Below are 23299 nucleotides of genomic sequence, written 5' to 3' on the forward strand. Positions count from 1 at the left end.
CACATTCGGCACCTCGGAGGCCGCCCTCGAAACTCGGGGAAACGGCGAGCAAGAAGCGTTCCAGATTGGATCCAATCCAGGATCTAGGTTTTAACCGCTGCGGCCGCCGCCGGCTATACAGGATGTCCCGGGCACCCTCGCCCGAGGGATCCGAAATGGGATCTTCCGTAGAATCTCCCGCAGTTCATGGCGACGACAACAAGGGAGTTCGAATGGTGGCCCAGGCACCGACCGGCGAGCAGATCCTCTCGGCCGATTCCGTCACGGAATCCTTGCGGCAACTGATCCTGAGCGGCGAACTGGGGATCGGCGTGCAGCTCAAGCAGCAGGCGCTGGCCGAGCGCTTCGGCGTCAGTCGCATCCCCGTGCGCGAAGCCCTCAAGCGGCTCGAGGCCGAGGGCCTGATCGAGCACCGCGCCCACGCGGGCTCGACCGTGGCGTCGCAGTCGATCAAGGACCTGGTCGAGGCGCTCGACATCCGCATCGCGCTCGAGACCCGCGCGCTCAAGCTCGCGATTCCGCACCTGCGCCCCGCGCACCACCGCGCCGCGCGCGAGATCATCGCGCGCTACGACGGCAGCGAATCGCCGCAGGAATGGGCCGACCTCAACCTCGAGTTCCACCTGACGCTCTACCGCCCCTGCGGGCGCGACAAGCTGCTCAAGATGATCGAGGAGAGCGTGCGCGGCATCGCGCGACACCTGCGCGCCCTGCAGTCGCACAAGGTGGGGCGCAAGTCCTCGCAGTCCGAGCATTCGCAGATCCTCAAGGCCTGCATCGCCAAGAACATCCCCCTGGCGGTGGAACTGCTCGAGAAGCACATCGAGCACACGCAGGCGGCGCTGCAGGAATAGGCGCGCGCGGCGCGGTCCCGGTGGCCGGCGCGATGTAGCGCTAAAGTTCCGCGCCATGAATCTGCGTCAAATCGAAGTGTTCCGGGCCATCATGGCCACCGGCTCCGTGAGCGATGCCGCCCGCCTGCTGCATGTGTCCGTTCCCGCCGTGAGCCGGGTGCTCTCGCACACCGAGACCCAGCTCAACTTTCCGCTCTTCATGCGCATCAAGGGCCGGCTGTCGCCCACGGCCGAGGCGCGGCGCCTCTACCACGAGGTCGAGGACGTCTACCAGGGCGTGCAGCGCATCAGCGACCTCACGCACGAGCTCATGGCGCGCCGCTCGGGCCTGATCAGCGTGGTGTCGAGCCCGGGCATCGGCCACATGCTGGTGCCGATGGCGATCGCGCACTACCACCAGGCCAATCCCGAGACGCGCGTGCATTTCAAGTGCCTCAACCAGGACCTGCTGCGCGAGCGACTGCTGAGCCGGCACTTCGACCTCGGCATCTCGCTCGAGGCGGTGGACCATCCGAACCTGATCACGATGCCGGTCGCGCGCTGCCGCATCGTGTGCATCTGCCCGCACACGCATCCGCTGGCCGCGCGCAACGCGGTCGGCGCGCAGGACCTGCTGCCCTACGACCTGATGTCGTACCCGCGCGGCACGCCCTTCGGCGAACTGGTGCGCCACTTCTTCGCGTCGCTCGACGAGGCACCGCGCACCATGCTCGAGGTGGGCTCGCCGCAGAACGCCTGCGCGCTCACGCACCTGGGCGCGGGCATCGCGCTGGTCGACGAGTTCTCGCTGCAGGCCTGGCCCGACGCGCGCTTTCGCATCCTGCCGGTGGAGGGCATCGAGCCGCTGGTCGCGCACCTCGTGCACCTGCGCACCGACCCGCTCTCGCCGGCGGCCGAAGCCTTCGTGCGAACGCTGCGCAGCGTGCTGATGCAGCGCGGACTCGCCGCGCCGCAAGCGCCGGAAGACTGATCGCCGCTGTCGTTGGGCCTGGCGCTCGAAGCCAGGGAATGCCCCAATAGCATGCGCTTCGCACCGCATATAGGCACGCAAAAACACAGCGCACCAGCCCGGGGCCAGGTGTTAACCAGCGCGTAAGGACGCCGCACAAAGCATCAATCGACGCCGCTTTTCTCGCTCGAAATAATTCGTCGCATCGCCACCGCACACCAACGCGGTGCAGTTCGCTCCCCGCGAATCCCGCCGTTTCGACCGCGACTATTTCTGGAGAAAAGCCCATGTTCCGTCACCTCAAGTCCCTGCTGGCGCCGCTGGCCTTCGCCCTCATCGCCGGTGCCGCCGGCACCGCCGCCGCCCAGCCCGCGCCGCTGCGCACCGGCGTCGATCCCAACTTCCCGCCGCATGCCTTCCCCAAGCTCAGCGGCGGCTACCAGGGCTTCAACGTCGAGCTCGGCGAGGAGATCGCCAAGCGCCTGGGTCGCCGCATCGAGATCGAGGGCGCGCAGTACTCGGCGCTGATCCCGGCGCTCAACGCGGGCAAGTTCGACTTCCTGATGGCGCCGACCACCGTGTCGCCCGAGCGTGCGAAGTCGGTGCTGTTCACCGAGGGCTACCTCGAGAACAACTTCACGCTGGTCGTGAAGAAGGAGCGCAACGACATCCAGCGCCTCGAAGACCTCAAGGGCAAGACCATCGCCGTGAACAAGGGCTCGGGCCCCGAGGAATGGGCGCGCAACAACCAGGCGCAGTACGGCTACGAGATCGCCGTCTACGGCACCAACGCCGACGCGGTGCAGGCCGTGATCTCGGGCCGCGGCGACGCCAACCTCGCGGGCGTCACGCCCTCGGCCTGGGCCGTGAAGAGCACGCCGGCGATCAAGACCACCTTCGTCATCAAGACCGGCTCGGTCTGGGCCATTCCGTTCCGCATCGACGACAAGGCCGGGCGCGACCAGGTGAGCAACGTGCTCAAGTGCATGAAGCTCGACGGCTCGCTGCAGAAGCTGCACACGAAGTGGTTCGGCGCCGAGCCCGCGGCCGACTCGGCCACGGTGGTCTCGCCGGCCGGCCACGGCATCCCGGGCCTGTTCGGCTACGAGGCCACGAGCGCCAAGCCGGTCTGCAAGTAAGCGCGCCCCTGCCCTTCCCGTCCACCCCGTCCCCCACAAGCCGAGCATCGCCGTGACGTCCTCCCCGCTCCTGCAAGTCCGCAACCTGCACAAATCCTTTGGCAGCGTTCCCGTGCTCAACGGCATCGACCTCGACGTGCAGGCGGGCGAGCTGGTCTCGGTGATCGGCCCCTCGGGCTCGGGCAAGAGCACGCTGCTGCGCTGCTGCAACCGCATGGAGGACGCGAGCCGCGGCGAGGTGCGCGTGGAAGGCCACGACATCTATGCGCGCGGCGCCAACCTGAACCGGCTGCGCGAGCGCGTGGGCATGGTGTTCCAGGCCTTCAACCTCTATCCGCACCTCGACGTGCTGGGCAACGTGACGCTGGCGCTGCGCAAGGTCAAGAAGATGGCGCGCGACGCGGCCGAGCACAGCGCGATGGAGGCGCTCGCGCGCGTCGGCATGGAGCACAAGGCGCGCGTGCGTCCCACCCAGCTGTCGGGCGGCCAGCAGCAGCGCGTGGGCATCGCGCGCTCGATCGCGCTGAAGCCCGCGCTGGTGCTGTTCGACGAGCCGACCAGCGCGCTCGACCCCGAGATGGTCGGCGGCGTGCTGCAGGTGATGCGCGAGCTGCGCGCCGACGGCATGACCATGGTGGTGGTGACGCACGAGATGGGCTTCGCGAAGGCGGCGTCCGACCGCGTGGTGTTCATGGACGGCGGCGCCATCGTCGAGCAGGGCTCGCCCGCGCAGGTGTTCGAGGCGCCGGTGCATGCGCGCACCGCGGCCTTCATCGCCAGCATCGGCAGCCGCGCGCTCTGAGCGACCGACCGGAAGCGCCGCATGCAGTTCGACAAGCTCGTCTTCACCTTCTTCAACGGCGACATCGCCGCGCGCTACCTGCCCCAGGTGCTGGACGGCGCGCGCGTGACGATCGAGCTGGGCCTGGCCGTGATCGCCGCCGGCCTGGCGCTGGGCATCGTGCTGGCCTACCTGCGCAGCCTGCCGGTGCGCGGGCTGCCGCTGCTGGTGTCGACGCTGGTCGACATCCTGCGCGCGCTGCCGCCACTGGTGCTGATCATCCTGTTCTATTACGCGCTGCCCTTCCTGGGCCTGTCGCTCGGCGCCTTCGCCTCGACCTGGCTGGCGCTGACGCTGGTGCTCGCGGCCTTCTCCGAGGAGGTGTTCTGGGCCGGCATCGAGTCGCAGCCGCGCGGCGTGATGGAGGCCGCGCGCTCCACCGGCCTGAGCCACACGCAGGCCATGGTGCACGTGCTGCTGCCGCAGTCGTGCCGGCTGATGGTGGCGCCGCTGACCAACCGCGTGATCGCCATCACCAAGGGCACGGCCTACGGCTCGGTGGCCGCGCTCAACGAGATCTTGAACCAGGCCACCTCGGCCACCAGCTTCGCGGGCAATCCCACGCCGCTGATGCTGGGCGCGCTCGGCTATCTCGTGATCTTCCTGCCCGTGGTGATCGCCGGGCGCTACATCGAGCGGCGCCATGGCGCGGGCCGCCACTGACGCCGCCGAACGGAGCCCTCCATGGAACTCATCCTCCAGTACTTCTTCAACCTCGGCGTGGTGCGCGAGGTCGGGCCCTACATCCTGCAGGGCCTGCTCAACACGCTGCTGCTGTCGGCCTGGGTGATCCCGCTCGGGCTGGCGGCCGGCATGGTGCTGGCGCTGGCCGGCTTCGTGATCCGCAACCGGCTGGTGCGCGCGCTGCTCGTGGTCTACATCGACTTCTTCCGCGCCTTCCCGCCGCTGGTGCTGCTGATCTTCCTCTACACCGGCCTGCCCTACCTCGGTGTGGAGCTCTCGCCCATGGCCTGCGTGGCGCTGGGCTTCATGCTCAACAACTCGAGCTACTTCGGCGAGATCCTGCGCGCGGGCCTGGAGTCGGTGCCGCGCGGCCAGCGCGAGGCCGCGCTGTCCACCGGCATGGGCCGCCCGGCCAGCCTGCTGTTCGTGGAGATCCCGCAGGCGGTGCGCAACGTGTTCCCCGACCTCGTGAGCAACATGATCGAGGTGGTGAAGCTCACCACCATCGCCAGCGTGGTGTCGGTGCCCGAGATGCTGTATGCCGCGCGCTCCGCGCAATCGATGCTCTACAACCCCACGCCCATCGTGCTGGCCGCGCTGATCTATCTCGCGCTGCTGTGGCCGCTGGTCGTGCTGCTGGGGCGGCTGGAGAAACGCCAGCGCCGCCCGAACCCCGAGGCCGCCTGAGGCGCCTGACCACTACAACCACCAACGCTGATTGAGGAAGCAATGATGACAAGCAAACGTACCCTGGGCCTGGCCGTCGCCCAGATGGGCCCGGTACATCTGGCGGACACCCGCGAGGCGGTCGTGCGCCGCATGGTCGAGCTGATGCGCGACGCCAAGGGCCGCGGTGCAGAGATGGTCGTGTTCCCCGAGCTCGCGCTCACCACCTTCTTTCCGCGCTACTGGATGGACGAGGCCGAGGCCGAGGCCCGCTTCTTCGAGCCGGCCATGCCCAATGCGCAGGTGCAGCCGCTGTTCGACGAGGCGAAGGCGCTCGGCGTGGGTTTCTACCTCGGCTATGCCGAACTCACGCCCGAGGGCACGCGCTACAACACGGCGATCATCGTGGACCGCGCGGGCGCCATCGTCGGCAAGTACCGCAAGATCCACCTGCCCGGCCACTCCGAGCACAAGCCCGAGGCGCCGTTCCAGCACCTGGAGAAGAAGTTCTTCGAGGTCGGCGACCTGGGCTTCCGCGTCTTCGACACCATGGGCACGCGCTTCGGCATGTGCCTGTGCAACGACCGGCGCTGGCCCGAGACCTACCGCGTGATGGCGCTGCAGAGCGCCGAGGTGGTGGTGCTGGGCTACAACACGCCCTCGCTCAACATCCACTGGAACGAGCCGGTGCACCTGCGCACCACCACGCACCTGGTGTCGCTGCAGGCCAATGCCTACCAGAACGGCATCTGGGTGGCGGCGGCCGCCAAGTGCGGCTCGGAGGACGGCCACCACATGATCGGCAGCTCGGCCATCGTCGCGCCCACGGGCGAGATCGTGGCGCGCTCGCTCACCGAAGACGACGAGGTGATCTGCGTGAAGGCCGACATGTCGCTGGGCGAATACTTCCGCCAGCATGTCTTCAACTTCGCCAAGCACCGCCGCCCCGAGCACTACCGCCTGATCGTCGAGCGCACGGGCGCGGGCGAGCCGCTGGTCTGAACGCGCGCACGGAACCCCTCATGGACACCACCATCGCTTCGCTGATCGGCGAAGAACCCTTCGACCTCACGATCCGCGGCGGGCGCATCGTCACCGACGGCCGCGTGGTCGAGGGCGACCTCGGCGTGCGCGACGGCCGCATCGCCGCCATCGGCGGCTCGCTGCCGCCGGGCCGCCGCGACGTGGACGCCACCGGCCGCTGGGTGCTGCCGGGCGGCATCGACAGCCACTGCCACGTCGAGCAGCGCTCGGGCATGGGCATGATGTGCGCCGACGATTTCTACTCGGCCACCGTGTCGGCCGCCTTCGGCGGCACCACCACCATCCTGCCCTTCGCGGCCCAGCACCGCGAGATGTCGGTGCCCGAGGTGCTGGCCGACTACAGCCGGCGCGCGGCCGAGAAGGCGGTGATCGACTACGGCTTCCACCTGATCCTGGCCAACCCCGACGACGCCACGCTCTCGACCGACCTGCCCGCGGCCATCCGCGACGGCATCACCTCGCTCAAGGTCTACATGACCTACGACCGCATGAAGCTCGAGGACTACCAGTTGCTCGAGGTGCTCGCGCTGGCGCGGGCCGAGGGCGCGCTGGTGATGGTGCATGCCGAGAACAACGACATGATCCGCTGGATCGCGCAGCGCCTGATCGACCGCGGCCACACCGCGCCCAAGTTCCATGGCGTGGCGCACGACCCGCTGGCCGAGACCGAGGCCACTTACCGCGCGATCGCGCTGGCGCGGCTGGTCGACGTGCCGCTGCTGCTGGTGCACGTGGCCGGCGGCGACACGGTGGAGGTGATCCGCCAGGCCCAGACCCTGGGCGCCAACGTGCTGGCCGAGAGCTGCCCGCAGTACCTGTTCCTGACGGCCGACGACATGGACCGTCCGGGCCTGGAGGGCGCGATGTTCTGCTGCTCGCCGCCCGCGCGCGATGCCGATGCGCAGGAGGCCATCTGGCGCGGCCTGATCGACGGCACCCTGGCCACCTATTCGTCGGACCATGCGCCCTACCGCTTCGACGAGACCGGCAAGCTGCCCAAGGGCGACGCCACCACCTTCAAGGAGATGGCCAACGGCGTGCCCGGCATCGAGCTGCGCCTGCCGCTGCTGTTCAGCGAAGGCTTCCTCAAGGGGCGCATCGACATCCACCAGTTCGTGGCCCTCACCGCCACCAACCACGCCCGGCTCTACGGTCTGGCACCGCGCAAGGGCGCGATCGCGCTGGGCGCAGACGCCGACATCGCGGTGTGGAACGCCGAGCGCGAGACCACCATCAGCGCCGCCATGCTGCACGACAACGCCGGCTACACGCCCTACGAGGGCCGGACCATCCAGGGCTGGCCCGAGGTGGTCGTGAGCCGCGGCCGCGTGGTGATCGAGAACGACACGCTGCATGCCGAGCGCGGCAGCGGCCAGTACCTGCGCCGCGGCGCGCCCGACCTCAGGCGCCGCGCACCGGTGGCGCCCGCGCAGCGCCCGCATGGCCATGTGCTGAAGGCGCTGATCGGCCTGGGCGAGGAGAAGGCATGAACACCACCGCCACCCCGCCGCGCGTGCGCGTGCTGAACCCGAACAGCAGCGTCTCGGTGACCGAGGCCGTGGCACGCGCCTTCCGCGCCACCGTGCCGCCCGCGCAATGCGACTTCGACTGCGTCACCGCGCACGCCGGCCCGCCGGGCATCGTCACGCAGGACGACTTCGAGCGGGGCGCGCGCCTCGCGGCCGACGACGTGGCCGCGCATGCCGCCGAGGCCGATGCCTTCGTGCTGGCCTGCTTCAGCGACCCCGGCATCGCCGCCGCGCGCACGCGCAGCGAGCGCCCGGTCGTCGGCCTGGGCGAGGCCGGCATGCATGCCGCCATGGCGCGCGGCGAACGCGTGGGCGTGATCGCCATCGCCAGTGCCGCCATCCCGCGCCACCTGCGCTACTGGGAAGCGCTCGGCGTGCGCGACCACGTCGTGGCCGAACGCCCGCTCGACCTGCCGGTGCACCTGTCGGGCGATGCCGCCCATGCGCTCGCACCGATGATCGCGGCGGCGCGCCTGCTGGTCGACGAGGACGGCGCCGACGTCGTGCTGCTCGGCTGCGCCGGCATGGCCGAACTGCGCGCTCCGCTCGAAGCCGCGGTGGGCGTGCCTGTGATCGATCCCTGCGAGGCGGCGGCCGAACGCTCGGCCCGGCTCGCGCGGGCCTGGCGCGACGGAGCCGCCACGTGATCGACGCCGCACCGCGGCGGCTGGGCGTGCTCGGGGGCATGGGCCCGCTGGCCGGCGCCGCCTTCGCGCTGCGCATGGTGCAGCTCACGCCGGCCGACAACGACCAGCAGCACATCCCGGTGCTGCTGTGCAACGACCCCGCCATTCCCGACCGCTCCTCGGCCTATCTCGGCCACGGGCCGAGCCCGCTGCCCGGCATGCTGCGCGGCATCGACACCCTGGTGGCCGGTGGCGCCGACTGCATCGCCATTCCCTGCAACACCGCCCACCTGTGGTTCGACGAACTGCAGGCCGCCAGTCCGACGCGCCTGCTGCACATCGTCGAGGCCGTGGTGGCGGACCTGCGCCGCCAGGGCGTGACCGGGGGCAAGGTCGGCATCCTCGGCACACCCGCGACCATCGCGATGGGGCTCTACCAGCGCCACCTGCGTGCCGCCGGCTACGAGACCATCGAGCCGTCGTCCGAGGAGGTGCAGCGCCTGTGCGTGCCCGCGATCGCGGCCGTGAAGGCGAACCGCATCGACGAGGCTTTCGCGCCCGCGGCCGAAGGCATTCGCGCGCTTGCGCGGCAAGGCGCGCGTGCGGTGGTGCTCGGCTGCACCGAGCTGCCGCTGGCCGTGCCGGCGGCGCGGCGCGGCGAGTTCGATGTGGTGCTGACCGATTCGATCGATGCGCTGGCGCGCGAGGCCATCGGGCTGATGCGGCCCGCCGATGCGACGGCTCGCGCGTTCATGTCGCGCAGGTAGGCGGTTTCTTCGGGACTTCGCGGGCGGGTGCGTGCACAGGACAGCGGGCACTTCCCTCCGCGAATGTTCCACGACATAGGGGTCGAACGGCGCCGAGGCGCCGCCGTCGATCTCGGTGTCGGTGACGATCGCTCATCCGGTGCCAAGCGAAGGCACGATGCCGGCCTCGCTACAGGCCGGCCGGGATGCCCGCTAGTCGGATGCCAGCGCGCGCGATGCCTCGTGCGGCAAGGGCTCGGCATCGAAACGGTCGGCCCCGCTGTAGCAGAGGAAATGGCGATTCGCCGCGCGCCCGAACAGGGTCATGCCGAGCTGCTCGGCCAACGTGTGGCCCATGGCGGTGACGCCGTTGCGCGAAACGATGATCGGCACGCCCATGTGGGCGGACTTCATCACCATCTCGCTGGTCAGGCGGCCGGTGGTGTAGAAGACCTTGTCGCCGCCGCCGATGCCATGCACCGCCATCCAGCCCGCGATGGTGTCGATCGCGTTGTGCCGGCCGACGTCTTCCACGAACACCAGCATCTCGGTGCCGTGGAACAGCGCGCAGCCATGCACCGAGCCCGCCTGGCGATGCACGCTGTCGCGCGATCGCATGAGTTCGAGGATGCGCAACAAGGTGGCCTGGCCGATGCGCGCGGTCTCGGCCGTCGGCAGCCGGATGGCACCGATCTGCGTCATGGTGTCGCCGAAGACCGTGCCCTGGCCGCAGCCGGTGGTGACCACGCGCCGCGCGGTCCTGGCGTCGAGGTCGTCGACGCCCGCATGCGTCCGGATCGCGGCCGCTTCCACGGCCCAGTCGACGTCGATGCTCTCGACCTCGCCCGCGCCGCGGATCAGGTCCTGGTTGAGCAGGTAGCCCAGCACCAGCAGCTCGGGCGAGGCACCGAGCGTCATCAGGGTCACGAGCTCGCGCTTGTCGAGGAACACCGTCAGCGGCCGTTCGGCCGGGATGTCGAGGCCGCGGCGTTCGCCGTGCTGGTCGAGGATCTCGATGCGTTTCAGCAGCACGCCCCGCGCGTGGCTCAGCCGGGGCGCATCGGCACGCCGCGGCAGCGGCGCTGCCGAGAATGCGAGCGACTCGTCGTCGGAAGGAAGCATGCGGAATCCTAAGCGATCGCCGGTTCCGCCTCCGTGCTGTCCCGGCCATACCCGGTCACGGGCGGCGGCGTGCCCCCGGCCGTGATGGCCACGGCGCAGTACTTGAACTCGGGGATCTTGCCGAACGGGTCGAGCGCCGCATTGGTCAGCAGGTTGGCGGCGGCCTCGTAGTAGGCGAAGGGAATGAACACGGCGCCGGTCGGCGTGCCGTCGTCGCGCCGCACGTTCAGCGCCACCTCGCCGCGGCGCGACCTCACGGTGATGACATCGCCGGCCTCGACGCCGAGCCGGCGCAGGTCGCCGGCATTCATCGACGCGGTGGCGATCGGCTCGATCGCATCGAGCACGCTGGCGCGCCGCGTCATGCTGCCGGTGTGCCAGTGCTCGAGCTGGCGCCCGGTGATCAGCACGAAGGGATAGGCCGCGTCGGGACGCTCGTTGGCCGGAATGATGTCCGCCGGCACCAGCTTCACGCGGCCGTCCTTGGTCGCGAAGTTGTCGATGAACACGGTGGGCTGGCCTGGATCGTCCTCGGACAGGCAGGGATAGGTCACGCTCTGCTCGCGCTCGACGCGCTCCCAGGTCACGCCCTCGATCACCGCATGCATCGCCTGGCGCATCTCCTCGTAGACCGCGGCCACGCCGCACTCCGGACCTTCGTAGTTCCAGCGCAGGCCCATGCGCTGCGCGATCTGCTGGATGATCCAGAGGTCGGGCTTCGCGTCGCCCGGCGGATTCAGCGCGCGGCGCCCCATCTGGATCATGCGGTCGGTGTTCGTCACGGTCCCGGTCTTCTCGGGCCAGGCGCTCGCCGGCAGCACGACGTCGGCGTACCACGCGGTCTCGGTCATGAAGATGTCCTGCACCACCAGGTGCTCGAGCGAGGTCAGCGCGTGGCGCGCATGGTTCAGGTCCGGGTCGCTCATGGCGGGGTTCTCGCCCATGATGTACATGCCGCGGATCTTGTGCGGATCGCTGTCGGGCGCGAGCGCCTTGTGCATGATCTCGACGACGGTGTAGCCGGGCTTGTCGTCCAGCGGCGCGCCCCAGAAATTCTCGAACCAGGCGTTCACGCCCGGGTCGTCCACGCGCTGGTAGTTGGGCAGCATCATGGGGATCAGGCCCGCGTCGCTGGCGCCCTGCACGTTGTTCTGACCGCGCAGCGGATGCAGGCCGCTGCCGGGCTTGCCGATCTGGCCCGTGACGCTCACGAGCGCGATCAGGCAGCGTGCGTTGTCGGTACCGTGCACGTGCTGGCTGACGCCCATGCCCCACAGGATCATCGAGCCCTTGCTGGTCGCGAACTCCCTGGCGACCTCGCGGATGGTCTCGGCCGGGATGCCGCAGATCGGTGCCATGGCCTCGGCGGAGTAGCCCTGCACGTTGGCCTTGAGCGCCTCGTAGTTGCTCGCGCGGCGCGTGAGGAAGTCGGCGTCGGCCAGGCCCTCGTCGATCACGGTGTGGATCAGCGCATTGAGCAGCGCCACGTCGGTGTCGGGCCGGAACTGCAGGGTGCGCCAGGCATGCCGGCCGATGTCCGTGATGCGCGGGTCGGCCAGCACGATCTTCGTGCCGCGCTTCGCCGCGTTCTTCATCCAGGTGGCGGCGACCGGGTGGTTGGCCGTGGGGTTCGAGCCGATCACGAGGATCAGCCCCGCGTTCTCGACGTCGCCGACCTGGTTGCTGACCGCGCCCGAGCCCACCCCCTCGAGCAGCGCCGCGACGCTGGAGGCATGGCACAGGCGCGTGCAGTGGTCGACGTTGTTGCTGCCGAAGCCGGTGCGGATCAGCTTCTGGAACAGGTAGGCCTCCTCGTTGCTCCCCTTGGCCGAGCCGAAGCCGGCCAGGGCCTTGAGGCCATGCGTGTCGCGCAGGGACTTGAGCTTGCCGCCGGCGAGCTCGAGCGCCTCCTCCCAGGTCGCTTCGCGGAACACCTGGCTCCAGTCGGCGGGGTCGCCGATCGCCTCGGGATCCTTCGGCACGCCGGCCTTGCGGATCAGCGGCTTGGTGAGCCGCTGCGGATGGTGCGCGTAGTCGAAGCCGAAGCGGCCCTTGACGCACAGGCGGCTGTGGTTCGCCGGGCCATCGCGGCCGTCGACGCTGACGATGACCTCGTCCTTCACGTTGTAGGTCAGCAGGCAGCCGACGCCGCAGAACGGGCACACCGAGTCGACCTTGCGGTCGACCTCCTGGGGCCCGATGTGGCTCTTGGGCATCAGCGCGCCGGTCGGGCAGGCCTGCACGCATTCGCCGCAGGCCACGCAGGTGCTCTCCCCCATGCCGTCCTGCAGGTCGAACACGATCGCGCTGTCGTGGCCGCGGAAGGCGTAGCCGATCACGTCGTTGACCTGCTCCTCGCGGCAGGCGCGCACGCAGCGGTTGCACTGGATGCAGGCATCGAGGTTCACGGCCATGGCCGGATGCGAGAGGTCCGGCGCGGGCTGGGCGCGGCCGATGGCGGCCAGGGCCGGACGGACCTCGACCTCCATGCGCGCGGCCCACTGGCTCAGTTCGCCGTGCTGCAGCGTGCTGTCGTTGCCGACCCACTTGTGGCCCTGCTCGGGCATGTCCGACAACAGCATCTCGAGCACCATCTTCTGGCTCTTGAGGGCGCGCTCGCTCTTCGCCTGCACCTTCATGCCGGCGACGGGGGCGCGGCAGCAGCTCGGCGCCAGCGTGCGCTCGCCGTCGATCTCGACCACGCAGGAGCGGCAGTTGCCGTCCGCGCGATAGCCCGGCGTGTAGCAAAGGCGCGGAATCTCCACGCCGTGCCTGTCGGCCACCTGCAGGATCGTTTCGCCCTCGTAGCCGCGCACCGGCTTGCCGTCGAGCTCGAACTCGACGGTGGCGGGCGCCAGGAGCGTTCCTTCGCGTGCATTCATTCAGGACACCTCGTGGGGAAAGTACTTCTGGACGCAGCGCACCGGATTCGGCGCCGCCTGGCCGAGGCCGCAGATCGACGCGTCGACCATCACCTGGTTCAGGTCCTCGAGCGTGTCGTGGTCCCACCGCGCCGACGTCATCAGCTGGGCCGCCTTGCCGGTGCCGACACGGCACGGCGTGCACTGGCCGCAGCTCTCGTGCTCGAAGAAACGCATCATGTTCAGCGCGGCGTCGCGGGCCCGGTCCTGCTGGCTCAGCACGATGACGGCCGCCGATCCGATGAAGCAGCCGTGCGGCTGCAAGGTGTCGAAGTCGAGCGGGATGTCGCTCATGCGGGCGGGCAGGATCCCGCCCGAGGCGCCGCCGGGCAGGTAGGCATAGAGGTCGTGCCCGGGCAGCATGCCGCCGCAGAACTCGTCCACCAGCTCGCGCAGGGTGATGCCGGCGGGCGCCAGCTTGACGCCGGGTTCGCGCACCCGGCCGCTCACGCTGAACGATCGCAGCCCGTGGCGACCGTTGCGGCCGAAACCGCTGAACCACGACGCACCCCGCTCGACGATGTCGCGCACCCAGTAGAGGGTCTCGAAGTTGTGCTCGAGGGTCGGCCGGCCGAACAGCCCGATCTGGGCGATGTAGGGCGGGCGCATGCGCGGTTCGCCCCGCTTGCCTTCGATGCTCTCGATCATCGCGGACTCCTCGCCGCAGATGTAGGCGCCCGCGCCGCGCCGCAGCTCGATGCGCGGCAGCTCGTAGGGCGGATTCGCCTGCAGCAACGCGAGCTCGCGCTCGAGGATGGCGCGGCAACCGTGGTATTCGTCGCGCAGGTAGACGTAGCAGGCGTCGATGCCGACCACCGTCGCGGCGATCAGCAGCCCCTCGAGGAAGCGATGCGGATCGCGCTCGAGGTAGGTCCGGTCCTTGAACGTGCCGGGCTCGCCCTCGTCGATGTTGACGGCCATCAGGCGCGGCGCCATCTGCTGGCGCACGATGCCCCACTTGCGCCCCGCGGGAAAACCCGCGCCCCCGAGGCCGCGCAGGCCGGAGTCGGTCATCGCCTTCAGGATGTCGTCGGCCGGCCTGGCACCCGAGGCGACCGCGGCCGCGAGGGCGTAGCCGCCGCGCGCCTGGTAGGCGCGGTAGCCGACATAGGCCGGCGCGGTGTCGTCGGGAGAGGACGTGATGGCGCCGGGTCCGGCCGCCGCGGCGTCGAAGACGCCATCGTCGGCGGGCAGCGGATGCTTCTTCGCATCCCTGCCCACGGCGGCCGCGACATCTTCGGCCCGGGTCATCACCACGGGCGCCTGGCCGACCACCGCCACCGGGGCCTGTTCGCAGCGCCCGACGCACGGCGCCGCCACCACGCGCACCTCGGCGCCGAGCAAGGCGGGCAGCCGCTGCAACAGGTCGCGCGCGCCGGCCAGTTCGCAGGACAGTCCGTCGCACACGCGCACCGTGAGCGCCGCGGGCTGGTCATCGCCGCGAAGCACCTCGAAGTGATGGTAGAAGGTCGCGACCTCGAAGACCTCGGCCATCGGCAGGTTCATCTCGCGCGCCAGCGCCACCAGGTGCCGGTCGTGCAGGCACTGCCATTCGTCGTTGAGGCGATGGAGGTGCTCGATCAGCAGGTCGCGCCGGTGGGGCGCGGGACCGATCAGGGCCCGGACCTCCTCGAGCGCGACGTGGTCGGGCTGGCGGCCCTTCAGCTTGCTCTTGCGGCGTATGCGGCCGCGAAGTTCGTCCAATGTGGCTAGTCGCACCGGTTCAAGCGGGCGCATGGCTGTGGTCATAGCTTCGGCGAAACGGTCAGGCTTCGCTGCGGTGAGGGGAACGGAAAAGGGCCGGGACCCGCATGGCGCCGACGGCGGCACGATCCGCGCGTCGGGAAAGGTTGGGGCCTGCCGCGCCACCGGGTCGAGTGGCGATGCTGACGAATGCCGGAGGCAAGGTCATTGATCGTGGTCAACTTGTTGCGACATGGCGATCGGGTGGCTCCCGATGCGACCGTGCCGCCGAGCGGCCCGAGGGGTTCCGGGCAACTCGTCATCTCTCTTGTATGGGTCTGCGCGGCATGCTACCCGATGTCCCCATGCCCGCCGCCCGAAGAGACGGGGCGGCGATCGGCTATCGTTCGCTCGATGCCTACCCCCGAAACTCCCGCGGCCGCGCCCACCGGCCGCCCGACGCTCGACGTCGCGGTGCTCATGCGCCGCGAGCGGCTGCATGGTCCGTCCGCCCACTGGCAACCGTGGCGCTGGACGCTCGACAGCGTGCTGCCCGACGAACCCGGCTTCGGCACCGAGCCGCGCCTGCTGCAGGACCAGGACGGCGAGCAGCGCTGGCTGCATCCGGGCTTCAAGGTCGAACTGTTCCGCGACGAAGCCGAGGGCTACCACCTCAACGCGATCACGCCGACGCCGTGCTGGTTCGTGCTCTGGCGCATGGACGAGGAAGCAACGCTGGCGCCGGAACCGATCCCGCGGCCGGTGGTGGTGACGCTCAGCTACTACGAGGCCGGACGCTGGCTCGACGCGCAGGAAACCGTCGAGCAGGTGCCGGCGCCCGCGGAGGTGGTCGAGTGGGTGCGCGCCTTCGTCGACGAGCACTACGTGATCGAGCCCAAGCGGCGGCGCCGGCCCGAGAGCTTCCGGTCGCTGGTCGACCGCTTCGGCAATGCCGCGAGCGTGACGACCGAGAAGAAGCGCGGGCGGGGAGCCGGCGATGTCTGAGGGTTTTCTCGGACGCTGGTCGCGGCGCAAGCAGGAGGTGCGGGAGACCGAGGCCGCCGTCGAAGCGAAGGCCGCGCCGGAACTCGCGCCCTCCCCGGCGCCGGCCGCCGAGCCGGTCCCGGCTCCACGCACCGATGCCGCCGATCCCGCCCCGGTTGCGCAAGGCGATGTGGAGACGGCGCCACCGCTGACGCTCGCGGACGTGGAAGGGCTCGGCATCGAGTCCGACTACAAGCCGTTCGTGGCCAAGGGCGTGGCGCCCGAAGTCAAGAACGCGGCCTTCCGCAAGCTCTTCTCCGATCCGCACTTCAACGTGATGGACGGCCTCGACACCTACGTCGACGACTACTCCAAGCCCATGCCGATCCCCGACGGCATGCTGCGCCAGATGGCGAGTGCCAAGTTCCTCAAGCTCTTCGACGAGGAGCCCGAGGAAATGCCCCCGGAAACCCCCGAAGCCGTGGGGACGGAGGACGTGGCACAGTCCGAGAACCCCGGGGAACTCCCCAGCCCGCCAGTTGCCGCCGTGCAACCAGCCAGCCAAGAGACCGATGACCACCACGCTGATCTGCGACTGCAACCAGACGATGCCGCTCGAGCCGAAGACGATCGGCACGGCACTGGCTGAAACCCTCCCCCTGCATTCGGCGCTGTGCCGCCGCGAAGCGCCCGCCTTCCAGCGCGCGATCCAGTCCGGCGACGACGTGGTGGTCGCCTGCACGCAGGAGAAGCGGCTGTTCGGCGAGCTCGCCACGCAGACGCCCGGCGCGAGTTCGCCGATCCGCTTCGTCAACATCCGCGAGACGGGCGGCTGGAGCCGCGATGCGAAGAACGCGATGCCGAAGATCGCCGCGCTGCTTGCGGCCGCGAGCCTGCCCGAGCCCGATCCGGTCTCGACCGTGAGCTACAACAGCCAGGGCCGGCTGCTGATCGTCGGGCCGCTCGACGAGGCCGAGCGCGCCGCGGCGCTGGTCGGCGACGCGCTCGACGTGACGCTGTGGGCGCAGGGCCCGGGCGTGGCCGGCGGCGCGCAGGAGCGGCGCTGGCCGGTGATCGCGGGGCGCATCGATTCGCTCGCGGGCTGGCTCGGTGCCTTCACCTTGCGCTGGACGCGCGACAACCCCATCGACCTCGACCTGTGCACGCGCTGCGATGCCTGCGTGGTGGCCTGCCCCGAACAGGCGATCGGCCTGGACTACCAGATCGACAGCGCGCGCTGCACCTTGCACCGCGATTGCGAGCGCGCCTGCAAGGTGGCCGGGGCGATCGACTTCTCGCGCGCGCCCCAGGCCTTCGACGCGGCCTTCGACCTCGTGCTGGACCTGGGCGCCGCGCCGCTGATCGACTGGCACGCGCCGCCGCAGGGCTATTTCCACCTGCCGGGCGGCGTCGCGCATGCCGAGGGCCTGCAGACCTTGCTGCGGCTGCGCGAGCTGGTCGGCGAGTTCGAGAAGCCCAAGTTCTTCGACTACCGGCAGAACCTCTGCGCGCACAGCCGCAACGAGGTGGTCGGCTGCAACGCCTGCGTCGAGGTGTGCTCGGCGCACGCCATTGCCAGCGACAAGGAGCGGCAGCGCATCGTCGTCAACCCGAACCTGTGCGTCGGCTGCGGCGCCTGCACCACCGTGTGCCCGTCGGGCGCGCTGGGCTACACCTACCCGCGCGCGCCCGACCAGGGGCTCAAGCTGCGCAAGCTGCTCGGCGCCTACACGGCCGCGGGCGGCCGCGACGCTGCGCTGCTGCTGCACAGCCAGGAGTCCGGCCAGGCGCTGATCGAGCGGCTCGGCCGCCAGGCGCAGCTCGGCACGGCCCAGGGCGTGCCCGCGCGCGTGATCCCGGTGGGGCTCTTTCATGCCGCGAGCACGGGCATCGACCTGTGGCTCGGCGCGATCGCCTTCGGCGCCTCGCAGGTGGCGGTGCTCTGTACCGGCGAGGAGGCGCCGCAGTACCTCGCGGCGCTGCGCAAGCAGATGGAGATCGCGCAGGCGCTGCTGCGCGGCCTGGGCTACACGGGCACGCACTTCCGCCTGATCGAGGCGGACTCGACGGCCGTGCTGGATGCCGCGCTGGCCGAGCTGCGCACCACCACGCAGCGCCTGCCCGCGACCCCGGCCCGTTTCGCGGTCGGCGCGGACAAGCGCGGCCGGCTCGAGATGGCGCTCGACCACCTGACGGGCGCGGCCCCCGCCGTGCAGGCGGAGGCACCGCTGGTCGTCGAGCTGCCCGCGGGCTCCCCGCTCGGCGCCATCGCGGTCGACAAGGACAAGTGCACCCTGTGCCTGGCCTGCGTGGGCGCCTGCCCGTCGGGCGCGCTGCTCGACAGCCAGACGGCGCCGCAGCTGCGCTTCATCGAGAAGAACTGCGTGCAATGCGGCCTGTGCGAGACCACCTGCCCCGAGGACGCGGTCTCGCTGGTGCCGCGGCTGCTGGTCGCGCCCGAGCGCAAGCAGCCCGTGGTCCTCAACGAAGCCAAGCCCTGGGCCTGCATCCGCTGCAGCAAGCCCTTCGGCACGCAGAAGGCGATCGAGGCCATGCTCGGCAAGCTCGCCGGCCATGCGATGTTCCAGGGCGAGGCGCTGGAGCGCCTCAAGATGTGCAGCGACTGCCGGGTCATCGACCTCTACAGCGCTACCAACGAAGTGAAGATCGCGCCGCTATGAACGAAGCCTTTCCGGTGTCATCGGCACTCGACGAGGAGGTGGCGCGCGCCGAACTCTACGGCCTGCTGGCGCGCCTGTGGTACGCCGCCCCCGATGCCGAGCTGCTGCAGGCCTTCCAGGTCGCGCCGACCGAGGCGCCGGCCGCGGGCTCGTTCCTGGAGGAGCCGTGGCGCCAGCTGGTCGGCGTGGCGCGCGACACCAGCACGGCCGCGGCGCGCGAGGAGTACGACGCGCTCTTCGGCGGCCTCGGCAAGCCCGAGGTGCTGCTGTTCGGTTCGCACTACCTGAGCGGCTTCCTCAACGACAAGCCGCTGGTGCAGCTGCGCAACGACCTCGACCGCCTGGGCCTCGCGCGCGCGGAAAGCACCTACGAGACCGAGGACCACATCGCCTGCCTGTTCGAGGTCATGCGCTACCTGATCGCGGGCGACGATGTGGAAGTCGCCAACCTTACACAACAACAGGCTATTTTCTCGAAGCACATCCAGCCCTTCCTGGGCGATTTGTGCGATGCAGTATCTCGGCATCCCCAGGCGCGCTTCTATGCGGCGCTGGCCATCTTCACCCGCGCGTTCGGCGAGGTCGAGGCCCAGGCCTTCGACATGCTGGCATGAGGGAGGGGAATCCGGGTTGCCCGTCGATGCCCGCTCGTCTAGTATCGAGCGGCACCGACGGATGCCATCGCGTCGAGCCTAGCCACTCCTGGAGCCATCATGCAGGATAGCCAAGACACCGGCCTCAAGCCGGCATCCCGCCGAGGATTCTTCCTCGGTGCCGCCACCGCCGGCGCCGCCGTGGCGGCCGTCACCGCGCTGCCGAAGGTCGTCGAGACACCCGTCGACACCGCCGACGCCCCCTCCTCCCTGCCGCCCCCGCCCGAAAAAGGCGGCGGCTATTCGTTGAGCGAGCACGTCCAGCGTTATTACAAGACCGCTTCGGCCTGAGGAGTCCATGGTGCTTCTGACCAAGAAATCCCCCCACGCCACGCGCGCACACGCCGCCGATCCCGCCACGGCATCGTCGCCCTTCGTCCACAGCCTGCGGCGCGGCCTCGCGAACGCCTTGCCGACCATGGACCGGCGCGCCTTCCTGCGCCGCTCGGGCCTGGGCGTCGGCGTGGGCCTCGCCGCGAGCCAGCTCACGCTGATCCAGAAGTCGCGCGCCGCCGACGGCCGCCCCGTGGCCATCGGCGCCGGCAAGATCGAGGTCAAGCGCACGGTCTGCTCGCACTGCTCGGTCGGCTGCGCCTCGGACGCGGTGGTCGAGAACGGTGTCTGGGTGCGGCAGGAGCCGGTGTTCGACTCGCCGATCAACCTCGGCGCCCATTGCGCCAAGGGCGCCGCGCTGCGCGAGCACGGCCACGGCGAGTTCCGCCTGCGCTACCCGATGAAGCTCGTGAACGGCAAGTACGAGCGCATCAGCTGGGACACCGCGCTCGACGAGATCACCGCCAAGCTCAAGGAACTCACCAAGGCCAGCGGCCCCGACGCCATCTACTGGATCGGCTCGAGCAAGCACAGCAACGAGCAGGCCTACCTGCTGCGCAAGTTCGTGAGCTTCTTCGGCAGCAACAACTGCGACCACCAGGCGCGCATCTGCCACTCGACCACGGTCGCTGGCGTGGCCAACACCTGGGGCTACGGCGCCATGACCAATTCGTACAACGACATGCGCAATGCGAAGGTCGCGATGTACATCGGCTCGAACGCGGCCGAAGCCCACCCGGTGAGCATGCTGCACATGCTGCATGCCAAGGAGAACGGCTGCAAGATGATCGTGGTCGACCCGCGCTTCACGCGCACGGCGGCCAAGGCCCACGAGTACGTGCGCATCCGCTCGGGCTCGGACATCGCCTTCCTGTTCGGCCTGCTGCACCACATCTTCAAGAACGGCTGGGAAGACAAGCGCTACATCAACGACCGCGTCTACGGCATGGACGAAGTGCGCGCGGAAGTGATGAGCAAGTGGACGCCCGACAAGGTCGAGGAGGCCTGCGGCGTCAGCGAGGCGCAGGTGCTCAAGGTCGCCACGATGCTCAACGAGAACCGGCCCGGCACCATCGTCTGGTGCATGGGCCAGACCCAGCACACGATCGGCAACGCCATCGTGCGCGCCTCGTGCATCCTGCAGCTCGCGCTCGGCAACGTGGGCAAGTCGGGCGGCGGCACCAACATCTTCCGCGGCCACGACAACGTGCAGGGCGCGACCGACGTCGGCCCGAACCCCGATTCGCTGCCCGGCTACTACGGCCTGGTCGAAGGCTCGTGGCGGCATTTCGCCGCGACCTGGGGCGTGGACTACGACTGGATCAAGGGCCGCTTCGCCTCGCCCGCGATGATGACCAAGCCCGGCATCACGGTGTCGCGCTGGATCGACGGCGTGCTCGAGAAGAACGAGCTGATCGACCAGGACTCGAACCTGCGCGGCGTCTTCTACTGGGGCCATGCGCCCAACTCGCAGACCCGCGGTCTCGAGATGAAGCGCGCCATGGACAAGCTGGACCTGCTGGTCGTGGTCGATCCCTATCCTTCCGCAACCGCGGCGATGGCCGCGATGCCGGGGCGGCCCGAGGACGCGAACGCGAACCGCGCGGTCTACCTGCTGCCGGCCTGCACGCAGTTCGAGACCAGCGGCTCGGTCACGGCGTCGAACCGGTCGATCCAGTGGCGCGAGAAGGTCATCGAGCCGCTGTGGGAGAGCCGCACCGACCACATGATCATGCAGCAGTTCGCCGACCGCCTGGGCTTCGGCAAGGAACTCAGCAAGAACTTCAAGATGCAGAAGGTCAAGGGCATGGACGAGCCCGTGCCCGACGACATCCTGCGCGAGATCAACAAGTGCTGCTGGGCCGTGGGCTACTCGGGCCAGAGTCCCGAGCGGCTGCAGGCGCACATGCGCAACATGGCCGCCTTCGACGTGCGCACGCTCAAGGCCAAGGGCGCGGTCAAGGACAAGGTCAACGGCTACGACATCTCGGGCGACTACTACGGCCTGCCCTGGCCCTGCTACGGCACGCCCGAGCTCAAGCACCCGGGCTCGCCGAACCTCTACGACCCGTCCAAGCACGTGATGGACGGCGGCGGCAACTTCCGCGCGAACTTCGGCGTGGAGCGCAACGGCAAGAACCTGCTGGCCGAGGACGGCTCGTACTCGCTGGGCGCCGACATCACGACCGGCTATCCCGAGCTCGACCACATGCTGCTCAAGAAGCTCGGCTGGTGGGACGAACTGACCGACGCCGAGAAGCCGAAGGCCGAGGGCAAGAACTGGAAGACCGACAGCTCGGGCGGCATGATCCGCGTGTTCATGAAGAACCACGGCTGCCATCCCTTCGGCAATGCCAAGGCGCGGGCCGTGGTGTGGAACTTCCCCGACGGCATTCCGCAGCACCGCGAGCCGCTCTACGGCACCCGGCCCGACCTGGCCGTGAAGTACCCGACGCATGACGACAAGATGGCGTTCTGGCGCCTGCCCACGCTCTACAAGACGGTGCAGCAGAAGAACCTGGCCGACAAGGTGGCCGAGAAGTTCCCGTACATCATGACCTCGGGCCGGCTCGTGGAATACGAGGGCGGCGGCGAGGAAACCCGCTCCAACCCCTGGCTGGCCGAGCTGCAGCAGGAGATGTTCATCGAGATCAATCCGAAGGTGGCGGCCGAGAAGAACATCCGCAACGGCGAGCGGGCCTGGGTGCACACGCCCACCGGCGCCAAGCTCAACGTGCAGGCCATGGTGACCGAGCGCGTGGGACCCGACACGGTCTTCATGCCCTTCCACTTCTCGGGCCACTGGCAGGGCGCGGACCTGCTCGCCTACTACCCCAAGGGCGCGGCGCCGATCGTGCGCGGCGAGGCGATCAACACCAGCACCACCTACGGCTACGACAGCGTCACCATGATGCAAGAGACCAAGACCACGGTCTGCAACATCGAGAAAGCATAAGGAATCACCATGGCAAGAATGAAGTTCGTCTGCGATTCCGAACGCTGCATCGAATGCAACGGCTGCGTCACGGCCTGCAAGAACGAGAACGAGGTGCCTTGGGGCGTGAACCGCCGCCGCGTGGTCACGCTCAACGACGGCCTGCCGGGCGAGAAGTCGATTTCGGTGGCCTGCATGCACTGCTCCGACGCGCCCTGCATGGCCGTGTGCCCCGTGCAATGCTTCTACCGCACCGAGGAGGGCGTGGTGCTGCACGACAAGGACGTCTGCATCGGCTGCGGCTACTGCTCGTACGCCTGCCCGTTCGGCGCGCCGCAGTTCCCGTCGCAGGGCACCTTCGGCGCGCGCGGCAAGATGGACAAGTGCACCTTCTGCGCCGGCGGCCCCGAGGCCAACGGCTCCGAGGCCGAGTTCGAGAAGTACGGCCGCAACCGCCTGGCCGAGGGCAAGCTGCCGGCCTGCGCCGAGATGTGCTCGACCAAGGCACTGCTGGCCGGCGACGGCGACGTGGTGGCCGACATCTTCCGCACCCGCGTGCTGCATCGCGGCACGGGCGCCGAAGTCTGGGGCTGGGGCACGGCCTACGGTTCGCAGCAGGCCGGCACGCCGACCACCGGAGAGAAGAAGTGAAGCGCGCGGCGCTGGTCTTCGTGGCACTTGCTTCGGGCGCGGTGCTGCTTGCTGCCTGCGGCGAGAAGCCGCAGACGAATGCCGAGGGCGTCAAGCACGACGCCGTGCCCTGGAGCGGGACCGGCACGCAGACCAACACCGGCACGGTCTTCACCGCACCGGGCTGGAAGGTCGGCGACAAGACGGCATGGGAGCAGCAGATCAAGCTCCGCTCGAACGGCCAGAACGAATACACCCGAGAGAACTGAGCCGGAGGCC

The 23299-nt window shown here is 69.5% G+C and carries 21 protein-coding genes; 18 read left to right on the top strand and 3 right to left on the bottom strand.

What is annotated here, in order from left to right:
- The first annotated feature begins 212 nt into the window (after positions 1-212).
- The 10 genes from INQ48_41770 to INQ48_41815 all read left to right on the top strand — a co-directional run bounded on the left by INQ48_41770 (position 213) and on the right by INQ48_41815 (position 9099).
- The gene (locus INQ48_41770; protein ID QRF61888.1) at positions 213-854 is read left to right on the top strand and encodes a GntR family transcriptional regulator; all 642 of its coding nucleotides are present in this window, start codon (positions 213-215) and stop codon (positions 852-854) included.
- 55 nt (positions 855-909) lie between these two features.
- Positions 910-1824 carry a LysR family transcriptional regulator gene (locus tag INQ48_41775; protein QRF61889.1) on the top strand — a complete coding sequence of 305 codons (915 nt, stop codon included), beginning with the start codon at positions 910-912 and terminating at the stop codon, positions 1822-1824.
- Positions 1825-2090: 266 nt separating this feature from the next.
- Positions 2091-2942 carry a transporter substrate-binding domain-containing protein gene (locus tag INQ48_41780; GenBank protein QRF61890.1) on the top strand — a complete coding sequence of 284 codons (852 nt, stop codon included), beginning with the start codon at positions 2091-2093 and terminating at the stop codon, positions 2940-2942.
- Between the two features lie 52 nt (positions 2943-2994).
- Positions 2995-3744: an amino acid ABC transporter ATP-binding protein gene (locus tag INQ48_41785; GenBank protein QRF61891.1), complete on the top strand. Its 750-nt coding sequence runs from the start codon at positions 2995-2997 to the stop codon at positions 3742-3744.
- Positions 3745-3765: 21 nt separating this feature from the next.
- Complete coding sequence (locus tag INQ48_41790; protein QRF61892.1) at positions 3766-4446, top strand: amino acid ABC transporter permease; 681 nt, start codon at positions 3766-3768, stop codon at positions 4444-4446.
- Between the two features lie 21 nt (positions 4447-4467).
- Positions 4468-5154, top strand: coding sequence for an amino acid ABC transporter permease (locus INQ48_41795; protein ID QRF61893.1), 687 nt, complete (start codon positions 4468-4470; stop codon positions 5152-5154).
- A gap of 45 nt (positions 5155-5199) precedes the next feature.
- On the top strand, positions 5200-6135 hold the full coding sequence (locus INQ48_41800) for an N-carbamoyl-D-amino-acid hydrolase (protein ID QRF61894.1): 936 nt from the start codon (positions 5200-5202) through the stop codon (positions 6133-6135).
- 20 nt (positions 6136-6155) lie between these two features.
- Positions 6156-7667 (top strand): dihydropyrimidinase, encoded by a 1512-nt coding sequence (gene hydA, locus INQ48_41805; GenBank protein ID QRF61895.1) that lies wholly within the window; start codon positions 6156-6158, stop codon positions 7665-7667.
- A complete protein-coding gene (locus tag INQ48_41810) occupies positions 7664-8353 on the top strand; it encodes an aspartate/glutamate racemase family protein (protein ID QRF61896.1) in 690 nt (229 codons plus the stop codon). Before hydA ends, INQ48_41810 begins: the two co-directional genes overlap by 4 nt.
- The gene (locus INQ48_41815; GenBank protein ID QRF61897.1) at positions 8350-9099 is read left to right on the top strand and encodes an aspartate/glutamate racemase family protein; all 750 of its coding nucleotides are present in this window, start codon (positions 8350-8352) and stop codon (positions 9097-9099) included. Before INQ48_41810 ends, INQ48_41815 begins: the two co-directional genes overlap by 4 nt.
- A gap of 192 nt (positions 9100-9291) precedes the next feature.
- On the opposite strand, the gene INQ48_41820 is transcribed toward INQ48_41815, so the two are convergent.
- Genes INQ48_41820 through INQ48_41830 form a run of 3 tightly spaced genes read right to left on the bottom strand, consistent with a single transcriptional unit; the run spans position 9292 to position 14870 of the window.
- The gene (locus INQ48_41820) at positions 9292-10200 is read right to left on the bottom strand and encodes a formate dehydrogenase accessory sulfurtransferase FdhD (protein ID QRF61898.1); all 909 of its coding nucleotides are present in this window, start codon (positions 10198-10200) and stop codon (positions 9292-9294) included.
- A gap of 8 nt (positions 10201-10208) precedes the next feature.
- Positions 10209-13082, bottom strand: a complete 2874-nt coding sequence (gene fdhF / locus INQ48_41825) for a formate dehydrogenase subunit alpha (GenBank protein ID QRF61899.1) — start codon at positions 13080-13082, stop codon at positions 10209-10211.
- On the bottom strand, positions 13083-14870 hold the full coding sequence (locus tag INQ48_41830) for an NAD(P)H-dependent oxidoreductase subunit E (protein ID QRF61900.1): 1788 nt from the start codon (positions 14868-14870) through the stop codon (positions 13083-13085).
- Positions 14871-15218: 348 nt separating this feature from the next.
- On the opposite strand from INQ48_41830, the gene INQ48_41835 reads away from it, so the two are divergent.
- From INQ48_41835 to INQ48_41870, 8 genes are all read left to right on the top strand, one after another.
- On the top strand, positions 15219-15809 hold the full coding sequence (locus INQ48_41835; GenBank protein QRF61901.1) for a DUF3305 domain-containing protein: 591 nt from the start codon (positions 15219-15221) through the stop codon (positions 15807-15809).
- On the top strand, positions 15802-16437 hold the full coding sequence (locus INQ48_41840; GenBank protein ID QRF61902.1) for a DUF3306 domain-containing protein: 636 nt from the start codon (positions 15802-15804) through the stop codon (positions 16435-16437). Before INQ48_41835 ends, INQ48_41840 begins: the two co-directional genes overlap by 8 nt.
- Positions 16397-18469 (top strand): 4Fe-4S binding protein, encoded by a 2073-nt coding sequence (locus tag INQ48_41845; GenBank protein QRF63197.1) that lies wholly within the window; start codon positions 16397-16399, stop codon positions 18467-18469. Before INQ48_41840 ends, INQ48_41845 begins: the two co-directional genes overlap by 41 nt.
- The gene (locus INQ48_41850; protein QRF61903.1) at positions 18466-19083 is read left to right on the top strand and encodes a molecular chaperone TorD family protein; all 618 of its coding nucleotides are present in this window, start codon (positions 18466-18468) and stop codon (positions 19081-19083) included. Before INQ48_41845 ends, INQ48_41850 begins: the two co-directional genes overlap by 4 nt.
- A gap of 99 nt (positions 19084-19182) precedes the next feature.
- Positions 19183-19413: a formate dehydrogenase gene (locus INQ48_41855; GenBank protein QRF61904.1), complete on the top strand. Its 231-nt coding sequence runs from the start codon at positions 19183-19185 to the stop codon at positions 19411-19413.
- A gap of 10 nt (positions 19414-19423) precedes the next feature.
- Positions 19424-22411, top strand: coding sequence for a formate dehydrogenase subunit alpha (locus INQ48_41860; GenBank protein QRF63198.1), 2988 nt, complete (start codon positions 19424-19426; stop codon positions 22409-22411).
- Between the two features lie 9 nt (positions 22412-22420).
- A complete protein-coding gene (locus INQ48_41865; GenBank protein QRF61905.1) occupies positions 22421-23041 on the top strand; it encodes a 4Fe-4S dicluster domain-containing protein in 621 nt (206 codons plus the stop codon).
- On the top strand, positions 23038-23289 hold the full coding sequence (locus tag INQ48_41870) for a hypothetical protein (protein ID QRF61906.1): 252 nt from the start codon (positions 23038-23040) through the stop codon (positions 23287-23289). The genes INQ48_41865 and INQ48_41870 overlap by 4 nt, the downstream gene beginning before the upstream one ends.
- Positions 23290-23299: the final 10 nt, after the last annotated feature.

Source organism: Variovorax paradoxus, assembly GCA_016806145.1.
In the GTDB taxonomy this organism is placed as follows: Bacteria; Pseudomonadota; Gammaproteobacteria; order Burkholderiales; family Burkholderiaceae_C; genus Variovorax.